16 protein-coding genes, 1 other RNA gene and 1 pseudogene are annotated in these 16,085 nt (G+C 50.0%); 6 read left to right on the forward strand and 12 right to left on the reverse strand.

Translation table 11 applies throughout. From position 1 onward, the window contains the following. The 3 genes from ABNS04_RS10730 to ABNS04_RS10740 form a co-directional block, all read right to left on the reverse strand. Positions 1–868 (reverse strand): heavy metal translocating P-type ATPase (locus ABNS04_RS10730; RefSeq protein ID WP_348671469.1); only part of this gene is annotated, 868 nt, incomplete at its 3' end. An 8-nt stretch (positions 869–876) separates the two neighbouring features. Beyond that, on the reverse strand, positions 877–1,512 hold the full coding sequence (locus tag ABNS04_RS10735) for a DUF998 domain-containing protein (protein ID WP_006956308.1): 636 nt from the start codon (positions 1,510–1,512) through the stop codon (positions 877–879). A 9-nt stretch (positions 1,513–1,521) separates the two neighbouring features. Continuing rightward, a complete protein-coding gene (locus ABNS04_RS10740) occupies positions 1,522–1,845 on the reverse strand; it encodes a heavy metal-binding domain-containing protein (RefSeq protein ID WP_006956310.1) in 324 nt (107 codons plus the stop codon). Between the two features lie 114 nt (positions 1,846–1,959). On the opposite strand from ABNS04_RS10740, the gene ABNS04_RS10745 reads away from it, so the two are divergent. Next, on the forward strand, positions 1,960–2,706 hold the full coding sequence (locus ABNS04_RS10745) for a 3',5'-cyclic-nucleotide phosphodiesterase (protein ID WP_272978033.1): 747 nt from the start codon (positions 1,960–1,962) through the stop codon (positions 2,704–2,706). On the opposite strand, the gene ABNS04_RS10750 is transcribed toward ABNS04_RS10745, so the two are convergent. The 4 genes from ABNS04_RS10750 to gcvT form a co-directional block, all read right to left on the reverse strand. After that, positions 2,707–3,087, reverse strand: a complete 381-nt coding sequence (locus ABNS04_RS10750) for a septal ring lytic transglycosylase RlpA family protein (RefSeq protein WP_272978032.1) — start codon at positions 3,085–3,087, stop codon at positions 2,707–2,709. Between the two features lie 159 nt (positions 3,088–3,246). Then, entirely contained in the window at positions 3,247–6,135 is a 2,889-nt protein-coding gene (gene gcvP, locus ABNS04_RS10755) for an aminomethyl-transferring glycine dehydrogenase (RefSeq protein ID WP_348671471.1), read from the reverse strand. 103 nt (positions 6,136–6,238) lie between these two features. Then, positions 6,239–6,628 carry a glycine cleavage system protein GcvH gene (gene gcvH / locus ABNS04_RS10760; RefSeq protein WP_006956317.1) on the reverse strand — a complete coding sequence of 130 codons (390 nt, stop codon included), beginning with the start codon at positions 6,626–6,628 and terminating at the stop codon, positions 6,239–6,241. Between the two features lie 68 nt (positions 6,629–6,696). Continuing rightward, positions 6,697–7,776: a glycine cleavage system aminomethyltransferase GcvT gene (gene gcvT, locus ABNS04_RS10765; RefSeq protein WP_272978348.1), complete on the reverse strand. Its 1,080-nt coding sequence runs from the start codon at positions 7,774–7,776 to the stop codon at positions 6,697–6,699. A gap of 142 nt (positions 7,777–7,918) precedes the next feature. Between gcvT and ABNS04_RS10770 the strand changes: the two genes are divergently transcribed. Then, a complete protein-coding gene (locus ABNS04_RS10770; RefSeq protein WP_006956322.1) occupies positions 7,919–8,761 on the forward strand; it encodes a LysR family transcriptional regulator in 843 nt (280 codons plus the stop codon). Positions 8,762–8,769: 8 nt separating this feature from the next. Here ABNS04_RS10770 and ABNS04_RS10775 read toward each other — a convergent pair whose 3' ends face one another. Genes ABNS04_RS10775 through ABNS04_RS10790 form a run of 4 tightly spaced genes read right to left on the reverse strand, consistent with a single transcriptional unit; the run spans position 8,770 to position 12,996 of the window. Continuing rightward, a complete protein-coding gene (locus ABNS04_RS10775) occupies positions 8,770–9,936 on the reverse strand; it encodes an FAD-dependent oxidoreductase (RefSeq protein ID WP_272978350.1) in 1,167 nt (388 codons plus the stop codon). After that, positions 9,933–11,099 carry a 2-octaprenyl-6-methoxyphenyl hydroxylase gene (gene ubiH / locus ABNS04_RS10780; protein WP_272978351.1) on the reverse strand — a complete coding sequence of 389 codons (1,167 nt, stop codon included), beginning with the start codon at positions 11,097–11,099 and terminating at the stop codon, positions 9,933–9,935. Before ubiH ends, ABNS04_RS10775 begins: the two co-directional genes overlap by 4 nt. Continuing rightward, complete coding sequence (gene pepP / locus ABNS04_RS10785; protein WP_272978352.1) at positions 11,081–12,403, reverse strand: Xaa-Pro aminopeptidase; 1,323 nt, start codon at positions 12,401–12,403, stop codon at positions 11,081–11,083. Before pepP ends, ubiH begins: the two co-directional genes overlap by 19 nt. A 23-nt stretch (positions 12,404–12,426) precedes the next feature. Beyond that, positions 12,427–12,996 carry a UPF0149 family protein gene (locus tag ABNS04_RS10790; protein WP_006956328.1) on the reverse strand — a complete coding sequence of 190 codons (570 nt, stop codon included), beginning with the start codon at positions 12,994–12,996 and terminating at the stop codon, positions 12,427–12,429. Positions 12,997–13,148: 152 nt separating this feature from the next. Here ABNS04_RS10790 and zapA point away from each other — a divergent pair, with 152 nt between their 5' ends. Next, complete coding sequence (gene zapA / locus ABNS04_RS10795; RefSeq protein ID WP_006956329.1) at positions 13,149–13,466, forward strand: cell division protein ZapA; 318 nt, start codon at positions 13,149–13,151, stop codon at positions 13,464–13,466. A gap of 8 nt (positions 13,467–13,474) precedes the next feature. Next, positions 13,475–13,660: non-coding RNA, 6S RNA (gene ssrS / locus ABNS04_RS10800), on the forward strand. A 20-nt stretch (positions 13,661–13,680) separates the two neighbouring features. On the opposite strand, the gene ABNS04_RS10805 is transcribed toward ssrS, so the two are convergent. After that, the gene (locus ABNS04_RS10805) at positions 13,681–15,249 is read right to left on the reverse strand and encodes an amidohydrolase family protein (RefSeq protein ID WP_272978354.1); all 1,569 of its coding nucleotides are present in this window, start codon (positions 15,247–15,249) and stop codon (positions 13,681–13,683) included. A 40-nt stretch (positions 15,250–15,289) separates the two neighbouring features. Here ABNS04_RS10805 and ABNS04_RS10810 point away from each other — a divergent pair, with 40 nt between their 5' ends. Both ABNS04_RS10810 and ABNS04_RS10815 read left to right on the forward strand, forming a co-directional pair. After that, entirely contained in the window at positions 15,290–15,889 is a 600-nt protein-coding gene (locus tag ABNS04_RS10810) for a 5-formyltetrahydrofolate cyclo-ligase (protein WP_272978356.1), read from the forward strand. Positions 15,890–15,959: 70 nt separating this feature from the next. After that, positions 15,960–16,085, forward strand: a pseudogene (locus ABNS04_RS10815) (ribose 5-phosphate isomerase A); the annotation flags it as partial.

The following is a 16,085-nucleotide window of genomic DNA, read 5'->3' on the forward strand; positions in this document are numbered from 1 at the left end:
CGCCGGTAATCATCGACTCATTCACATAACTGTCGCCACTCACGATGGTGCCATCGACAGGCACCTGCTCGCCCGGACGTACTTCGATAATATCGCCTTTACTCAGCGACTTAATATCAACAGTCTCGCTACTGTCGTCGTCACGAACACGACGCGCCGTTTTGCTTTGTAAGTTCAATAAGCGTTTAATCGCATCGGACGTGTGACTTTTCGCTCGCGCTTCTAAAAAGCGCCCAGCCAAAATCAACGTCACTATCACTGCGGAGGCTTCAAAATAGACATTCACCGCATGCGCAGGAAGCCACTGCGGCATTAGCGTGGCAACGACGGAGTAACCCCAGGCAGCCGTCGCACCCAGCACGACAAGTGAATTCATATCAGGGGCTCGACGCAATAGCGCTGGAATACCTATTTGATAAAAGCGACGACCGGGCCATGCCAACACCACCGTTGTCAGCAACATTTGTATCCAAAAATTGGTGGTTTGGCCTAAGCTGGAATCAACCCACTCACCAAATGCTGGGATCAAATGGCTACCCATCGCAATAACAAAAACGGGCAAGGTAAACAGCACAGCAATGATCAGATCGCGTTTTAGTTGTTTAAATTCGTTCGCCTTTTGCTGCTCTTGTCGCGCCATTTCCGCCTCACGATCGACAATCGCATGAGCGTCATAGCCTGCGTCCCTTATCGCCTGAATCGCATCCTCTTGCGACGCTGTGACTAGCGTCATTTCCGCGGCATCAGAGGCTAAGTTAACACTGACATCCTCAATGCCTTTGACACCATTTAACGCCTTATCAACGCGACTCGCACAGGAGCCGCAGTTCATTCCTTCGACCGATAAACGTATTTGTTTGCGTGTCATACTGCCCTCTATTCGTTTGAGGAGTGTTTACGGGTGATTCCAAGTAGTAGCCAGAATACAGCTAACTGGGCAATTTCGAGGTACCGTTGAATTGCGCCTCGAACGGGTTCGAGGTTTTCGGTTGGCATGATGAAAAAGCCTAACCCGATAATGATCGCCAATAACACAAAAACAATTCGCAACGCCCAATGCGCGCGAGGGGTAAAGGCGAGCAACAACGTACCGGCGGCAAAGCCCAAGTAACTTAGAATACCGATCCAATTGTGAATCGTTTGCGATGCCGAACCGTCAATCGGACAACCGGCATCGCAAGGCGCAAGCGCTGCGCCCAAATAAGCAAAGGGGTAAAAGAACAGTAATGCGTAGCCGAGTGCACTGATACCCTCAACACGTACTCGGCTACGCGCAGACACCAAGAAACTTAACACCACAATCGCAAAGGGTACAAAGCCGACCCAGCCCAGCACGCCAGCTGCCGTTGTGCCGGTAGCATTAATTTCGCTGATGTACTGGCTCATGTGGCTGTAATCGGGCTTAACCCAGCTTGCCACCAACAGTAAACCCAGCCAAAAAATCGATACCACCACCAGTTGTGGCGTCATCGCTTGTTTTGCGGACGTGTGATCGGGTGTTGATGTCTGCACTGTTGCTCCTTATTTTTTAAGTTTAACGGCGGTACCGCTGACGCTGACCATCATCATAGCACCTTTTTGACCAACCACTTCATAGTCGATATCAATGCCAATCACCGCATCAGCGCCTAATAACTTGGCTTTTTCTTCAACCTCTGCAAACGCAATTTCGCGCGCCCGAGTCATCTCACGTTCATAAGCGCCAGCGCGGCCGCCGACGATATCGCGTACCGCACCAAAAATATCTTTGAATACATTGGCACCTAAGATCGCCTCACCTACCACAATATCGAGATACTGTTCTACTTCATGACCTTGGATAGTTGCGGTTGTTGTTTTTATCATGTCATTCTCCTTCGAGTTGTCTGGAATAATCCTAACGAATCCTATTTCGAACTGACAATTAAATCGATACTATAGTTGTAACGATAAGTGTCCTCTTTTTATAACAGGTGTGCAATGTTTCGAGTGCTAGGCAGTAGCGGTGGGCTCAGCGGTAACCCGCAAAAAGGCTCAACCTGCATCCAATTAAACGGTGAAACGCTCATCGATGCCGGAACTGGCTTATCGTCGTTACAACTCAGCGAGATGAAAGCCATTCGCCATATCTTTTTGACCCATGCCCACATGGATCATATAGCGGCGCTACCCACCTTCGTCAGTAACCTGTTTGACCAAAGTCGTTTACCGCTCAAAGTGTATGGCCTCGCCCACAGCTTAGAGCGCCTTAAACAGCATATTTTTAATAATGATATTTGGCCCGACTTTACTCAGGTGCAAGATAACGGAACGCCCATGCTCGAGTTAGTTGAGATTAATCCAGGCCAAGTCATTGAGCATCAAGGCATGACGCTCACCGCGTTCGAAGTGCCACACGCCATACCCACCATTGGTTACGCAGTGCAACAACCCAAAGTCAGTGAACACTCACATTTTGTGTTTTGTGCCGATTGCATCGTGACCGACGCCCTTGTCTCAAAGCTCAACGAATTACCCCCCATTAGCACACTGATGGTGGAATGTTCGTTCCCTGACAGGCTCGAAGAAGTAGCGATCAAAACCCAGCACATGACGCCGTCATTAGTTAGCCGCCTATTAGAGCAACTCGAAAAGCCGCCACATAGCATCTGGATAACACATCTTAAACCGAGCTACGAGGAAGAGCTCCGCGACGTTTTGCGCGCAGAGCCCTGGCATGTGCTTTAGTTAGTCAGTAATCACTTGCATTTTTACATCAATGATACCGACATCGAGGTCAGCGATTTCGCCAAAAGCGGAACGTGAAAGATCAATAATACGTCCTTTGATAAAGGGGCCCCGGTCATTGATCTTCACCACCACTGACTCACCACTGGCGAGATTGGTCACACGCACCAAGGTGCCGAACGGCAAGGTTTTATGCGCCGCGGTATCGTCAAAATGGCTGTAACGCTCGCCACTGGCGGTGGTGCGAAATTGATACTTCATCGCATAATAAGACGCCTTACCAGTCTCTACCTGACCCACCAAATGCGCTGGGCTATGCTTTGGAATAGAACTACACGCCGACATCAATAGCGAAACCATACCAAGCCATACGTATTTCATTATTATCTCCACTTAATTGAACCGCGCGTAGCATACGCGATTCGATCAACGGCTTCTGTAAAGGCCCGGTAAGATTTATGCAAAGCTCTGCGTCAGGCATAAAAAAAGCGAACCCGGAAGTTCGCTTTTTTGGTTGATTGGAACAAAATTTATTCCAACTTACCGATACTCTTCAATACTCGGGCATGAGCACATCAGGTTACGGTCGCCATATACGTCATCGATACGGTTAACGGTTGGCCAGAACTTGTCATAGCTTACCGCTTCAACCGGATAAGTTGCGGTGTGACGGTCGTAAGGACGGTCCCACTCAGCATCGGTGATATCGGCTAGCGTGTGTGGTGCGTTAACCAACGGGTTGTTGTCTTGCGGCCACTCACCTGCTGCGATTTTGTCAGCTTCTTGCTTGATGCAAACCAACGCTTCAATAAAGCGATCGAGTTCTGCTTTAGATTCAGATTCGGTTGGCTCAACCATGATGGTACCCGCAACTGGGAAGCTCATCGTTGGTGAGTGGAAGCCGTAATCCTGCAAGCGTTTCGCCACGTCAATCTCGGCGATACCGGCGTCTTCTTTCATTTGGCGCAAGTCGATAATACACTCGTGCGCGACACGGTTGTTACGACCACGGTACAAGATCTTGAAGTGCTTGCTGAGTTTTTCAGCAACGTAGTTAGCATTCAGAATCGCAGTTTCTGACGCTTCACGTAAGCCACGACCGCCCATCATCGCGATGTACATCCAAGAAATAGGCAAAATGCTTGCGCTACCATAAGGGGCTGCTGATACTGCGCCATTGCCCAACTCAGTGGTCTTCAAGTTAATGATGCTGTGGTTTGGCAAGAACGGCTTTAAGTGCTCTTTCACGCCAATCGGGCCCATACCTGGACCACCACCACCGTGTGGGATGCAGAAGGTCTTATGTAGGTTTAAGTGCGATACATCCGAGCCAATGTAGCCTGGAGAAGTAACACCCACCTGCGCGTTCATATTGGCACCGTCCATGTAAACTTGGCCACCAAACTCGTGTACCAGCTCGCAAATTTCACGGATGCCTTCTTCATACACACCGTGTGTCGATGGGTAGGTCACCATGATGCATGACAGGTGGTCGCCCGCCTCTTCGGCTTTAGCTTTCAGATCTGCCATGTCCACGTTACCGTTTTTATCGCAATCAACCACGACCACTTTCATGTTCATCATCTGTGCTGAAGCCGGGTTAGTACCGTGCGCTGAGCTTGGGATCAAGCAGATATTACGGTGACCTTCGCCGCGGCTTTCGTGGTATTTCTGGATTGCCAATAAGCCGGCATATTCACCCTGCGCACCTGAGTTCGGTTGCATTGAAAGCGCATCGTAACCGGTGATATCAACCAACCACTCAGACAACGACGAAATCATTTCTGCGTAGCCTTGCGCTTGCTCGACAGGGCAGAATGGGTGCAACTGAGCAAACTCAGGCCAAGTCACTGGAATCATTTCAGCGGTGGCGTTCAGCTTCATGGTGCATGAACCCAATGAGATCATTGAGTGGTTCAATGCTAAATCTTTGTTTTCCAGCTTTTTGATGTAACGCAGCATCTCGGTTTCTGAGTGATACTCGTTAAATACTGGGTGCGTTAGGTAGTCCGATTCGCGTACCAATTGCGCTAGAACTGATTCGACTTCTTTGCTCGCTACGCGGCTATCGAGGACTTCAACATCCAGTCCATGGTCATCACCGAACAAGACGTTAAATAATACTTCAACGTCTGCACGTGTTTTGGCTTCATCCATGCTGATACCAAACACGGCTTCACCGTCATTACGCAGGTTAATGCCAGCCGCTTTAGCGCGCGCCAACACGTCGGTCGCGTTCTCTTTCATCTCAAAAGTCAGCGTATCAAACCAATGCGCGTTGCTGATTTGAACGCCTTTATCCTGCATACCCAAGGCTACGATGTCAGTTAATCGATGGATACGGTTAGCAATGCGACGCAAACCTTGTGGCCCATGGTACACCGCATAAAACGACGCCATGTTGGCCAGTAATACCTGCGCGGTACAGATGTTCGAGTTAGCCTTCTCGCGACGGATGTGCTGTTCGCGGGTTTGCATTGCCATACGCAACGCAGGGCGACCACGTGAGTCTTTAGACACACCAATGATACGACCGGGCAATGAACGTTTGAACTTATCACGAGTTGCAAAGAATGCGGCGTGTGGACCGCCATAGCCCATTGGTACACCAAAGCGTTGTGCGTTACCAAATACGATATCCGCACCCATTTCGCCCGGAGATTTCAGCATCAACAAGCTCATCAGATCGGAAGCCACCGAAACAATCGCCTTCTTCTCTTGCAGCTCGCCAATCAACTGTTCAATGTTGTGCAGTTCGCCGGTTTTGTCGGGGTACTGTAATAGCGCACCAAACACATCGTGGTCAGATGCTTCACGCGCCGGGCCGACAATAATGTCAAAGCCAAAGTATTCAGCGCGAGTTTTCACCACGTCGATGGTTTGCGTGTACACGTTGTCCGCAATGTAAAACGCGTTTGATTTTTTGTTTTTCGATACTCGCTTCGCCATCGCCATTGCTTCGGCAGCTGCCGTGGCTTCATCAAGCAATGAGGCACTCGCAAGATCCAAACCGGTTAGATCCATGGTCATTTGTTGGAAGTTCAATAAGGCTTCCAAACGACCTTGTGCGATTTCGGGCTGGTAAGGCGTGTATGCGGTATACCAACCTGGGTTTTCTAATACGTTACGCAAAATAACGTTGGGCGTTACCGTATCGTAGTAACCCATACCAATGTACGAGGTAAAGATCTGGTTCTTTTTCGCAATGGCTTTGAGTTCAGCCAATGCTTCACGCTCAGTTTTAGGCTCGCCGACTTTTAAAAAGGGGTCGCGTAAAATAGAGCCTGGAACCGTATCTTTGGTCAACGCTTCTAAAGTATCTACGCCAAGCTCTTTGAGCATGGCTTGCTGCTCATCATGACTCGGACCGATATGACGGCCAATAAATTCATCGTGATGTTCTAACTGCGTAAGGGTAGTACTGGTCATTTACCTCGGCCTCGTACAAATTGGGAATCGAACAGTGCAAAAAAACACGGAACCCCGGAGCATGCCGGGGTCCTTCACTTTCCTTGTGGCGTTACATTAACGCTTAATCTTCGTCGATAGACGCTTCATACGCGTCGGCGTCGAGCAAGTTACCTAGCTCACCGCTGTCTTCCGCTTTAATGCGGAACAACCAACCGTCACCATACGGGTCGTTGTTGACGTTTTCTGGCGCGTCTTCAAGGTCTTCATTAATCGCGATAACTTCACCGCTAATCGGTGCGTAGATGTCTGAAGCTGCTTTAACAGACTCCGCAACCGCTACGTCATCGCCGACTGACACTTTGTCACCCACTTCGGGTAACTCAACAAACACCATGTCGCCCAAAAGGTCTTGCGCGTGCTCGGTGATACCGATAGTGAAAGTGCCATCGCCTTCGTCACGTACCCACTCGTGAGTTGACGCATATTTAAGATCCGCTGGAATGTTGCTCATAACTCTATCCTTCTCAATCCAACTGCCGCTGGCAGGTTGTCTGACTATTTAACTAAATTCTGACGCTATTATAAAACAGATTGACCGTTTCGCACGAATGCAGGTTTCACAACCTTCACAGTGACCTGTTTTTTGCGCATCTCAACTTGTGCGGTATCACCCACGTTCGCAGGCACGCGTGCCATTGCGATTGAAAAACCAAGTGATGGTGAGAATGTACCAGAAGTGATGACACCCTCGCCACCATCAACGATCACTTTCAGACCGTGGCGCAAGACGCCTTTGTCTTCCATCACCAAGCCAACCAGTTTGTGGTGACCGGCTTGTTTTTGTTGTTCAAGCGCTTGGCGGCCAATAAAGTCGCGGTCAGTCGGTTCAAATGCAACACTCCAGCCCATATTTGACTCAAGTGGGGTGACCGACTCATCCATGTCTTGTCCGTAAAGGTTCATACCGGCTTCTAAACGCAACGTATCGCGCGCACCTAAACCACAGGGGGCTACGTCAGCAGCGATGAGTTGCTTCCACAAATCACTAACTTGCTCGGCTGGCACAATAATTTCGTAACCTTTTTCGCCCGTGTAGCCAGTGGTAGCGATAAATAAATCGCCCACTTGCTTACCTAAGAAAGGCTTCATGCCTTCGATGGTTGCGAAGTCTTCGCTGCTCAACACGGCGTTTAACTTAGCTTCTGACTCGGGGCCCTGCACAGCGATCATCGCCATGTCATCACGCTCATTAATGGTGACATCAAAATCTGCAGCGACTTTTTCGATCCAACCAAGGTCACGTTCGCGGGTGGCTGAGTTAACCACCAAACGGTATGAGGTGTCGCTAAAATGATAAACGATGAGGTCATCAATTACGCCACCCTGCTCGTTGAGCATGCTGGTGTACTGCGCTTTACCTTCGGTTTTTAATTTAGCAACGTCGTTGACTAACAAGTAGCGTAAGAACGCTTGGGCTTGCTGCCCCGCTACATCAACAATGGTCATGTGCGATACGTCGAACATGCCGCAAGAACGGCGAACGGCGTGGTGCTCTTCAATTTGTGAGCCATAGTTCAACGGCATATCCCAACCGTGAAAATCGACCATTTTTGCGCCGGCTTCGACGTGCGCATCATAGAGCGGAGTTCTGCTGCCCATAAGACATCCTTTTGCTTTAAATTTAGCCAGTAATATGGGCGCAAATTATAGGCGTCTTGCACTTAAGTTTAAAATCAATAATGCTTATAATTGCATTTATTTTTTAAATACCCGAAACGTTAACTATTTAACCATTTAATTTATGAAACATTTATCTACGGATGCCCTGCGAAGTTTCGTTGCAGTGATTGAGTTTGGCGGTATTACCGCTGCCGGCGAACGTTTAGGTCGCTCACAACCGGCTATCTCGATCCAAATCAAAAAACTGGAGCAACAATTAGGGGCTGAATTATTGCAGCGCCAAGGGCAACGGTTATCGCTCACCCCCGATGGCGAGCGCGTTTACGATTATGCGCAACGGATTATTAGTTTACATGAGCAACTGCTCGCGCAGTTTCAGCCACAGGCGGTATCCGGTGATATCCGGCTGGGAATTACCAGCGAATTCGCTTCGAGCTTGTTACCCAACGTGCTGGGTCAGTTCGCGCAGGTTTATCCACAAATCGCATTGCAGGTCACCTCGGCATTAAGCAAGGATCTCTTCGCGGGCTTAGGTGAACGTTTTGATATGATTTTGGCGCTCAGAGAACAACGTAACCCCAATGACATGCTGCTACAAAATGATGCCTTAGTCTGGGTGGGCACACCCGCTGCATTTGAGCAACGCCCGCTACCATTGGTTGTTGCACCGGAGGGCTGTATCTATCGTAAACGGGCCGAACAAGCGTTGCAGCGTGCACGTATTGATTATCGCATTAGCTATACCAACTCAGACTACTCCGGCTTAACCGCCGCCCTAAATAGTAACTTAGGTGTTACGGTGCTCGCCAAAAGTACCATTCCGGATAGCCAAAGCTTAATCAGTAGTCCACAGTTGAAGGAACGCTTACCTTCGCCAGGCGATATTAATATCGTATTACGCTTAGATAGTCGTGCGTCATCCGCAGCAAAACAGCTTGCCGAATACCTAAGCGCACGTATTTAACCGCGCGCTTAGCGACCGAGCGCAACTTCTGCCAATTTTTGTTTAACTGGCGTAATACGCTCTGCGGCAAGGAGTCCCAGCGAACGAACCGCCTTTATCCACGGATTAGACGTGCCGAAGCCTCGTTTGAACAGCTCCATCGCTGCAATCATCGTTTGCGTATCGGCTTTACGTTCGCGTTGATAACGCCCTAAGCTACGGGTCAGGCTACTCAACTCCGCTAGCTCACGCTGCTGTAGGTTCTCCAATAGGCAAACGCAATCCGCAAATCCTAAATTAGCGCCTTGTCCCGCCAGGGGATGAATGGTGTGCGCGGCATCCCCCACCAACACAACGCGTTGCGCGTGCCACTGTTGTGCATATTGCATACGCAGAGGAAAGCCTTTTACATCGGAAATCAGCTCAGCTTCACCTAAGCAACGTCCACTTTCGGCCGTTACAAACGGCGCCAGCTGGGACTTATTGGCTAAGCGAGCCTGCGCCAGTGAGCTATCCATACTCCAAACGATAGATACGACATCAGTGTCCGGGGTTGGCAATAAGGCCAAAGGCCCGGTGGGTAAGAACACTTGGCGCGCAACACCGTTGTGCGGTTTCTCCATCCGCAGGTTCGCGACCACACCCACTTGCTCGTAATCCCAAAACCGTACCGTTAAACCGGCTTGTTGGCGCAGTCGCGAGCGCCCGCCGTCGGCGCCAATAATCAATTGGGCTTGCGCGCGTTGTTGCTCTCCGTACTCAATTTCTGCCGCCTGCTGTGCACTGCCGCAATCACGCAAGCGCCATTGTGCGGTTTTCGTAATCACAACACCGGCGGCTTCTGCGCGTTGCCACAAAAAATGTTCGAGTACACGGTTTTCGGTAATCGCGCCTAAGTCATCTGCATTGGCTTCGGTCGCGGAAAAATGAATGTCCGCCGGGCTGTCTTTATCCCATACATGCATATCGGTGTAGGGGCCGATACGAAAGTCACTGACCAACGGCCAGACACCTAACTCATCGAGTAAGGCTCGGCTGCGATGATTAAGTGCGCTAACACGCAATTCTAACTCATTGGGTAATGCTGGCTGTTCATGCTGCTCAATCACCATCACCGAGCGACCTTGTTGCTTTAGGCCGAGTGCCATAGTGAGGCCGATCATGCCGCCGCCAATCACAATAACATCGTAATTCATGACTTCATTCCCATGGTCAGTCGTGCAAAGCGACTACGCAGCGGTGCGCAGTGCTGTAACGTCATTAAGGCTAAATTGCGTGGCACCACCATTAAACGGTTAGTATTTGAAAACCCCCGCACTAGGCCGTCCGTCAAGTTAATGATAGCGTCATAATCCCTTGTGCGTGACCGCTGATAAGCATCAAGCACGGCAAATGTTCCCGGGTCTAGCGCTGCTGAAAGTTCCTGTACAAGGCACTCCACGTCGCGTAAGCCAAGATTAAAGCCCTGACCGGCGATCGGGTGCAGCGCGTGCGATGCATTGCCGATAATCACCGTTCGGTGATAGGTCGAGCGCAAGGCCTTTTTAAGCTGAAGCGGATAGAACACCGGCTCTGAACGGGCTGTCAGGCGCCCTGCCCGGTAGCCAAACGCACGCTGACAGCGAGTCAAAAACTCCGCGCTACTCCATTGTTTCGCGGTTTCGGCCTGTTCCGGATTGAAGGTCCACACAAGTGATGCCTGTTGGTTTGCCATGGGCAGGAGAGCCATGGGACCAAACTCGGTAAAGCGTTCGTAAGCCCAACCTTGCAAATCACGATCGAGTTTAACGGTGCTGATACAGCCAATTTGTTGGTAATCCTCAACTTGCCAGGGCAATCGACAGAGCGAGCGGATCTTTGAGTTTTGCCCGTCCGCACCAATCACGAGCTGAGTATCGATGAGTACGCCGCTTGCGGTCTCAACCTGCACTTTATCCGTCTCATGATGCAACTGCTCAACTGACTCCCCCGCTAACCAGGTGACGTTATCCAGTTGCTGACAGGCTAAATAAAAGCGATTAACCAGCTCTGCGGCGGATACCACATAGCCTAATGCGTCCACCTGCTCTTGCTCTGCATGGATTTCTGTCGCGCCTAAGTAGCCTTTATCACTGATATGAATATGTCGAATAGGCGTCGCATCGGTCAGCTCGCCCAATACGCCAAGCCGCTGTAATCGCGCAGCCGAAGCAGCCGCCAAAGCAATAATACGCTTATCGTTCGGTGGCCCTTCTAAGCGCGGTTCGCATACCACGACCTGCCAATCTGGACGTTGTCGCGCCAGCATCACGCCAGTTAGAGCGCCGACCAAACTACCGCCGGCAATGACAACGTCAGCTGTTATTTGTTTTGCATCCAAGACTCTATCTCTTCAATAGTTTTTGGTACGGCCTGAGTCATGTTTTCAAAGCCGTCCTCTGTCACAATTAAATCGTCTTCGATTCGCACGCCGATGCCGCGCCAGCGTTCATCGACGCCTGATTCACGTGAAATATAAATGCCCGGTTCGACCGTTAGCACCATACCGGGTTGGAATGTAAGCGGCTCGCCATCGGTCGACTTATAGCGACCCACATCATGAACGTCTAACCCGAGCCAGTGGCCTAGCCCATGAATAAAGAATTTCTTCCAACGATTGTTGGCGAAGTTCTCGTCGGCATCACCCGACAATATTTCCAATAAAGTCAGCTCATCATTGATCACTTTTGCCGCCGCTTCGGTGGCCGCCTTGAGTGTGTCACCAGGCTTAATGTGTGCAAATGCCGCTTGTTGTGCTTTTAACACGATGTTGTAAATCATCGCTTGTTCTTCAGAGAAGCGGCCGTTAACCGGAAACGTACGCGTAATGTCCGCAGCATAGCCCTGATACTCTGCCCCCGCATCGACCAGTACTAAATCTCCGTCATGTAGAACATCGCGGTTGTCGGTGTAGTGCAGAATGCATGCGTTGGCACCGCCACCACAGATAATGCCATAGGCAGGCGCGGGCGCGCCTTGCATCGCGAACTCATGCTGCAATTCCGCTTCAAGTTGGTATTCCATGGCACCGGGTTTGCAGAACTTCATGATGCGCTTAAACGCATCACTACTAATACGCGCTGCTTCACGCATCACTGCAAGCTCCTGAGTCGACTTAAATTGCCGCATAGCATCCAATGTCGAACGTAAATCCTCAATACGGTGCGGAGCAACGTACCCTTTGCGCTCATTGGCACGAAGAAAATCAATGGCATCGCGCACTTGTGCTTCAAGCACACTGTCTTCACCCATTAACACAAGCACACTGCTCGCACCATTGAGCAGTTCGCTGACATCATCCTCGAAACTATCAATATCTCGACCCTCGTCGACCGCCAACGCATGCATCGCATTGTGGAAACCTAACCGAAGGCCATGCCAGACCTCGGCCTCTGGATCTTTATTTTGACAAAAAAGAAGACTTCTTGGCTGTCCCTCAATTTTACTCAGTACCAACACGGCATCCGGCTCGTTAAACCCAGTCAGATAATGAAAGTAGCTGTTCTGCCGAAACGGGTACTCTGTATCGTTGCTACGCGTCAGCTCACTGTGTCCCGATACAATTGCGACGGTATTTTGAGGCATACGAGATAATACTCGTTCACGACGCTGTAAAAACTCATCTTGAGGAATAACCGGTTGCATAGCCGCTCCTATGAAGTCTGTACTTAATGTAACGTTTTTGAATCGGGTTTAGATTGAGCTAGCTCACGTGCACCGAGTTCTGTAAAACACATCATCGCTGATACACGTAAATATTCGACGATTTCAAAGTAAGCGCGCTCGGACTCTTCTGAGTCATCAACTTCAAACTCCAGCTTGGCGATCTCGATCATGTCATCGAGCGCCTCACGCAAGTCACCGCTGGTGGCCGCGATATTCGCTTGGTTAACCCCAAAGCCCACTAAAAATGATTGCACCCAGCCCGCTAACGCATTTAAGCGCTCTTGCAAGGGGGCATTGTCTTCCGGCAACAACAGTTGAAAGCCGAGGTCACGGTCAGCCAAAGCATGTTGAATTTCCGTTGCCTGCTGCTTTAATAACTTGGCAAGTTCCGCAGGTAGTTGTTGACCGTCGTAAATCAGGTCACTGAGCAACCCGTCAAGATCGGGGGAATCGGGCTGTGTACCTGTTGCCACGAGGCCAACCAGTATCCCTTGTACTTCGGCAGGCTGCGGCGTCACATCATGTTGCGCATACAGTGATGAGATGCGATCATAGTTAAATCGAGCTGTCATAGATATCGTTCTATTTAAAATCTGGTGTTGTCATCCTAACACTCGGCTTTGCAATTCGCTAGCTGACAAACATTGCCAAGGCATGCCATAATAAGCAGTAGAACGCATGCAGAGCATGCACTTAACGCAATGTGTAGCAGGGAGTCGGCATCATGACGAGTCGCACAATGGACATCACTTTATTGGACCGAAGCTATCGGGTAAACTGTCCGGTAGGTCAAGAAAGTGCTTTGCAAGAAGCGGCTGATGCGTTAAACGAACGGCTCAATGACACAAAAGAACGCACGAATTTGCACAATGTTGAGCAAATTGCCGTCATGACAGCGCTAAACTTGTGTCATGAGTGGATGAACGATCAGAAAGAGCAAGCCGCGAAAACGGCGAAGCTTGAAGAAAAGATTCAATTGCTGCAGGCAACGATTGAACAAGCCATGAGCGAACAACGCGCTCAACGCGGCCCGCAGCGCTAACAGTTTAGGGTTTCCTGGGTCGTACGCTAATAGACGTATGTCCCTGAGCCGATGCTTTTACTTAAGGGGATCACTGGCCCGTCATGAGCAAGCCCGGCACGCACCGGGAAGCCTACGATGGATCCCACTTGCTCCCCGCCTTGAACCAATGGGTTCAAGGGCTACCGTCAGATGGCGGCGTCACCGGGAAACCACCCTTTGTTTGCTTAAAGCCTCACGATTCTCGTGAGGCTTTTTCTTTGGCTACTATCTCACGCACATCCTTGAGCAATTGTTGCGCATCAAAAACAATGCCGTCCTTAATGGTATAACGAATGCCCTGCGTGCGGATCGGCTGGTTATCTTCATTCAGCTTAAAGTGGCCTGTACCATACAGCACTTTAAAGTTCGCTAACGGATTCTCTTTTACAATGACCATGTCCGCCTTTTTGCCAATCGCGACACTGCCGATATCATCATCCATGTTGAGCGCTTCAGCACCGCCCATGGAGGCCGCATAAATAACTTCGAGCGGATTGAGCCCCGCCTCTTGCAGCAGTTCCATTTCTCGGATGTAGCCAAAGCCGTAAATCTTGTAAATGTAACCCGCATCAGAACCAAGCGTGAGTCGACCACCGTGGTTGTGAAAATCATTTAAGAAGGTCATCCATTTTTGGTAATTATGCTTCCAAGCAATTTCATCTTCCGTCGTCCAATCAAACCAATAGGAACCGTGTGCATAGCGGCTTGGCTCAAAGAAATCCCATAAACGCGGTAAGGTGTAATCTTCGTGCCATACTGCTTGACGCTCACGCATTAAGTCTCGTGACGCCTCGTAAATGGTTAACGTCGGATCGATAGTGAAATCGAGTTCAATTAACTCATCACGTACCGCATTCCACTTTTCCGATCCGGGTTCCGCTGCTTGTTTCCAGAGGCGCCCGGCCTCTTCAAAACGATTCTGTTCGTCGTTGTAGTTATAATCAGCCGGATAGTTCTGAATCGTTTGGTCTTCAAATAATGCTTCGGGTAAGCCATACCAGTGCTCCATCGACGTCAGGCCCAGTCGCGCTGAGTCCAGTGCATTCATCGATTTCACGTTCAGTTGCGCATGATGCATCATGGTACCTAAACCTTGCTTATTCGCCTCGTCGAGTGCTGCCTCCATGACACGCCGCGAAGCGCCAAAGAACTTAATCCCTACTGCGCCCTGTGATTTAATATAACGCACCCAATCGCGAGCTTGCTCAGCCGTATAGATGGGCTCTTCACGTCCCATACCAAATCCTACATACGGTACGATCCGCGGTGCCGTAATGCGGTTATCTGCTGCGCGTTGCTGATGCCATTTCACCCAGTCTAAGCCATTAAAACTGCCGGGCTCACGGATGGTGGTAATGCCATGCGCCAGCCATAATTTGAGTACATATTCAGCCGGAATTCCCTCCGCTGAGCCTCCAATATGCGCATGCATATCAACAAATCCGGGTAAGATGTAATGACCACTAACGTCCATCTCTTTATCACCCGCTCTAGCCTCTGGGCGACCATCGGATTTAATGGGGACACCCGGATGTCCGACACTGACGATATTTACGATCCGATCATTCTCGATCACGATATCTACAGGTCCCCGAGGAGGTGCACCCTCGCCGGTGACTAAAGTCGCTCCGCGCAAGATCAAGCGCTCATAAGGACCTTCGCCGCGATCACGCTCAGGTGCTTTCGGTGGTCCCTGTTGCGCCAGTGCACTGGACGCGATGATAAAACCACACAAAAGGCATATCGTTTTTATCATTTTCATAAGGTATGCTCTGTTTCATGTTAAAAAGATGGGAGTAAGCATGACCCGAGATGAATGGCGACGCAAGTTAAAAGCACGTCGAGCCGCTATTTCTGAACCGATGCGACGGCAAGCTAGCCACGATGTTGCCGCTCGTGTTGCAGAGCGCGCACAACAATCATCGGGATACGCTGCCATTTTTCTAAGTTTTGCCAACGAGCTCAATACGACACCGGCTATCGAGGCTTTATGGCAAGCCAACATGGCTACCGTGGTGCCTGTCTTACACCCATTTAGCCCTGGTCATTTACTATTTTTAAAGTTAACCCCCGATACGCGACTGACTAAAAACCGATATGGCATAGAAGAGCCAAAACTGCGTGTCGACAACGTGGTTCCGCTTAGCAACATTGGTTGTATGTTTATGCCGTTGGTTGGGTTCGATCCACAGGGTAACCGTTTAGGCATGGGCGGTGGTTACTATGACCGCACACTCGCCGCTTGGCGCGCCGGTCAACTACCTCAACTGCAACCGATTGGTATCGCCTACGATGAGCAATATGTTGAACAATTACCAATACAAGCGTGGGATGTGGCGATACCTGAAGTGATCACACCGACACGACATTGGTGCTTTAAACAAGAGCCTAAGTTTTCTTAGCGATGAGTCATCAAAATAGGTATACTGATGTGCCATCAAGTATCACAACAATCTGTATGGGAACCCCGCTATGTCCGCTTCCGATAAGTTAAAACAACAAGCCGCGCAAGCTGCCATTAAGTACGTCGAGAAAGGCGCTATCGTCGGCGTCGGTACTGGCTCTACTGTTAACTTCTTTATTGATGAATTAGCTAAG

Source organism: uncultured Idiomarina sp. (assembly GCF_964010655.1).
GTDB lineage: Bacteria > Pseudomonadota > Gammaproteobacteria > Enterobacterales > Alteromonadaceae > Idiomarina > Idiomarina baltica.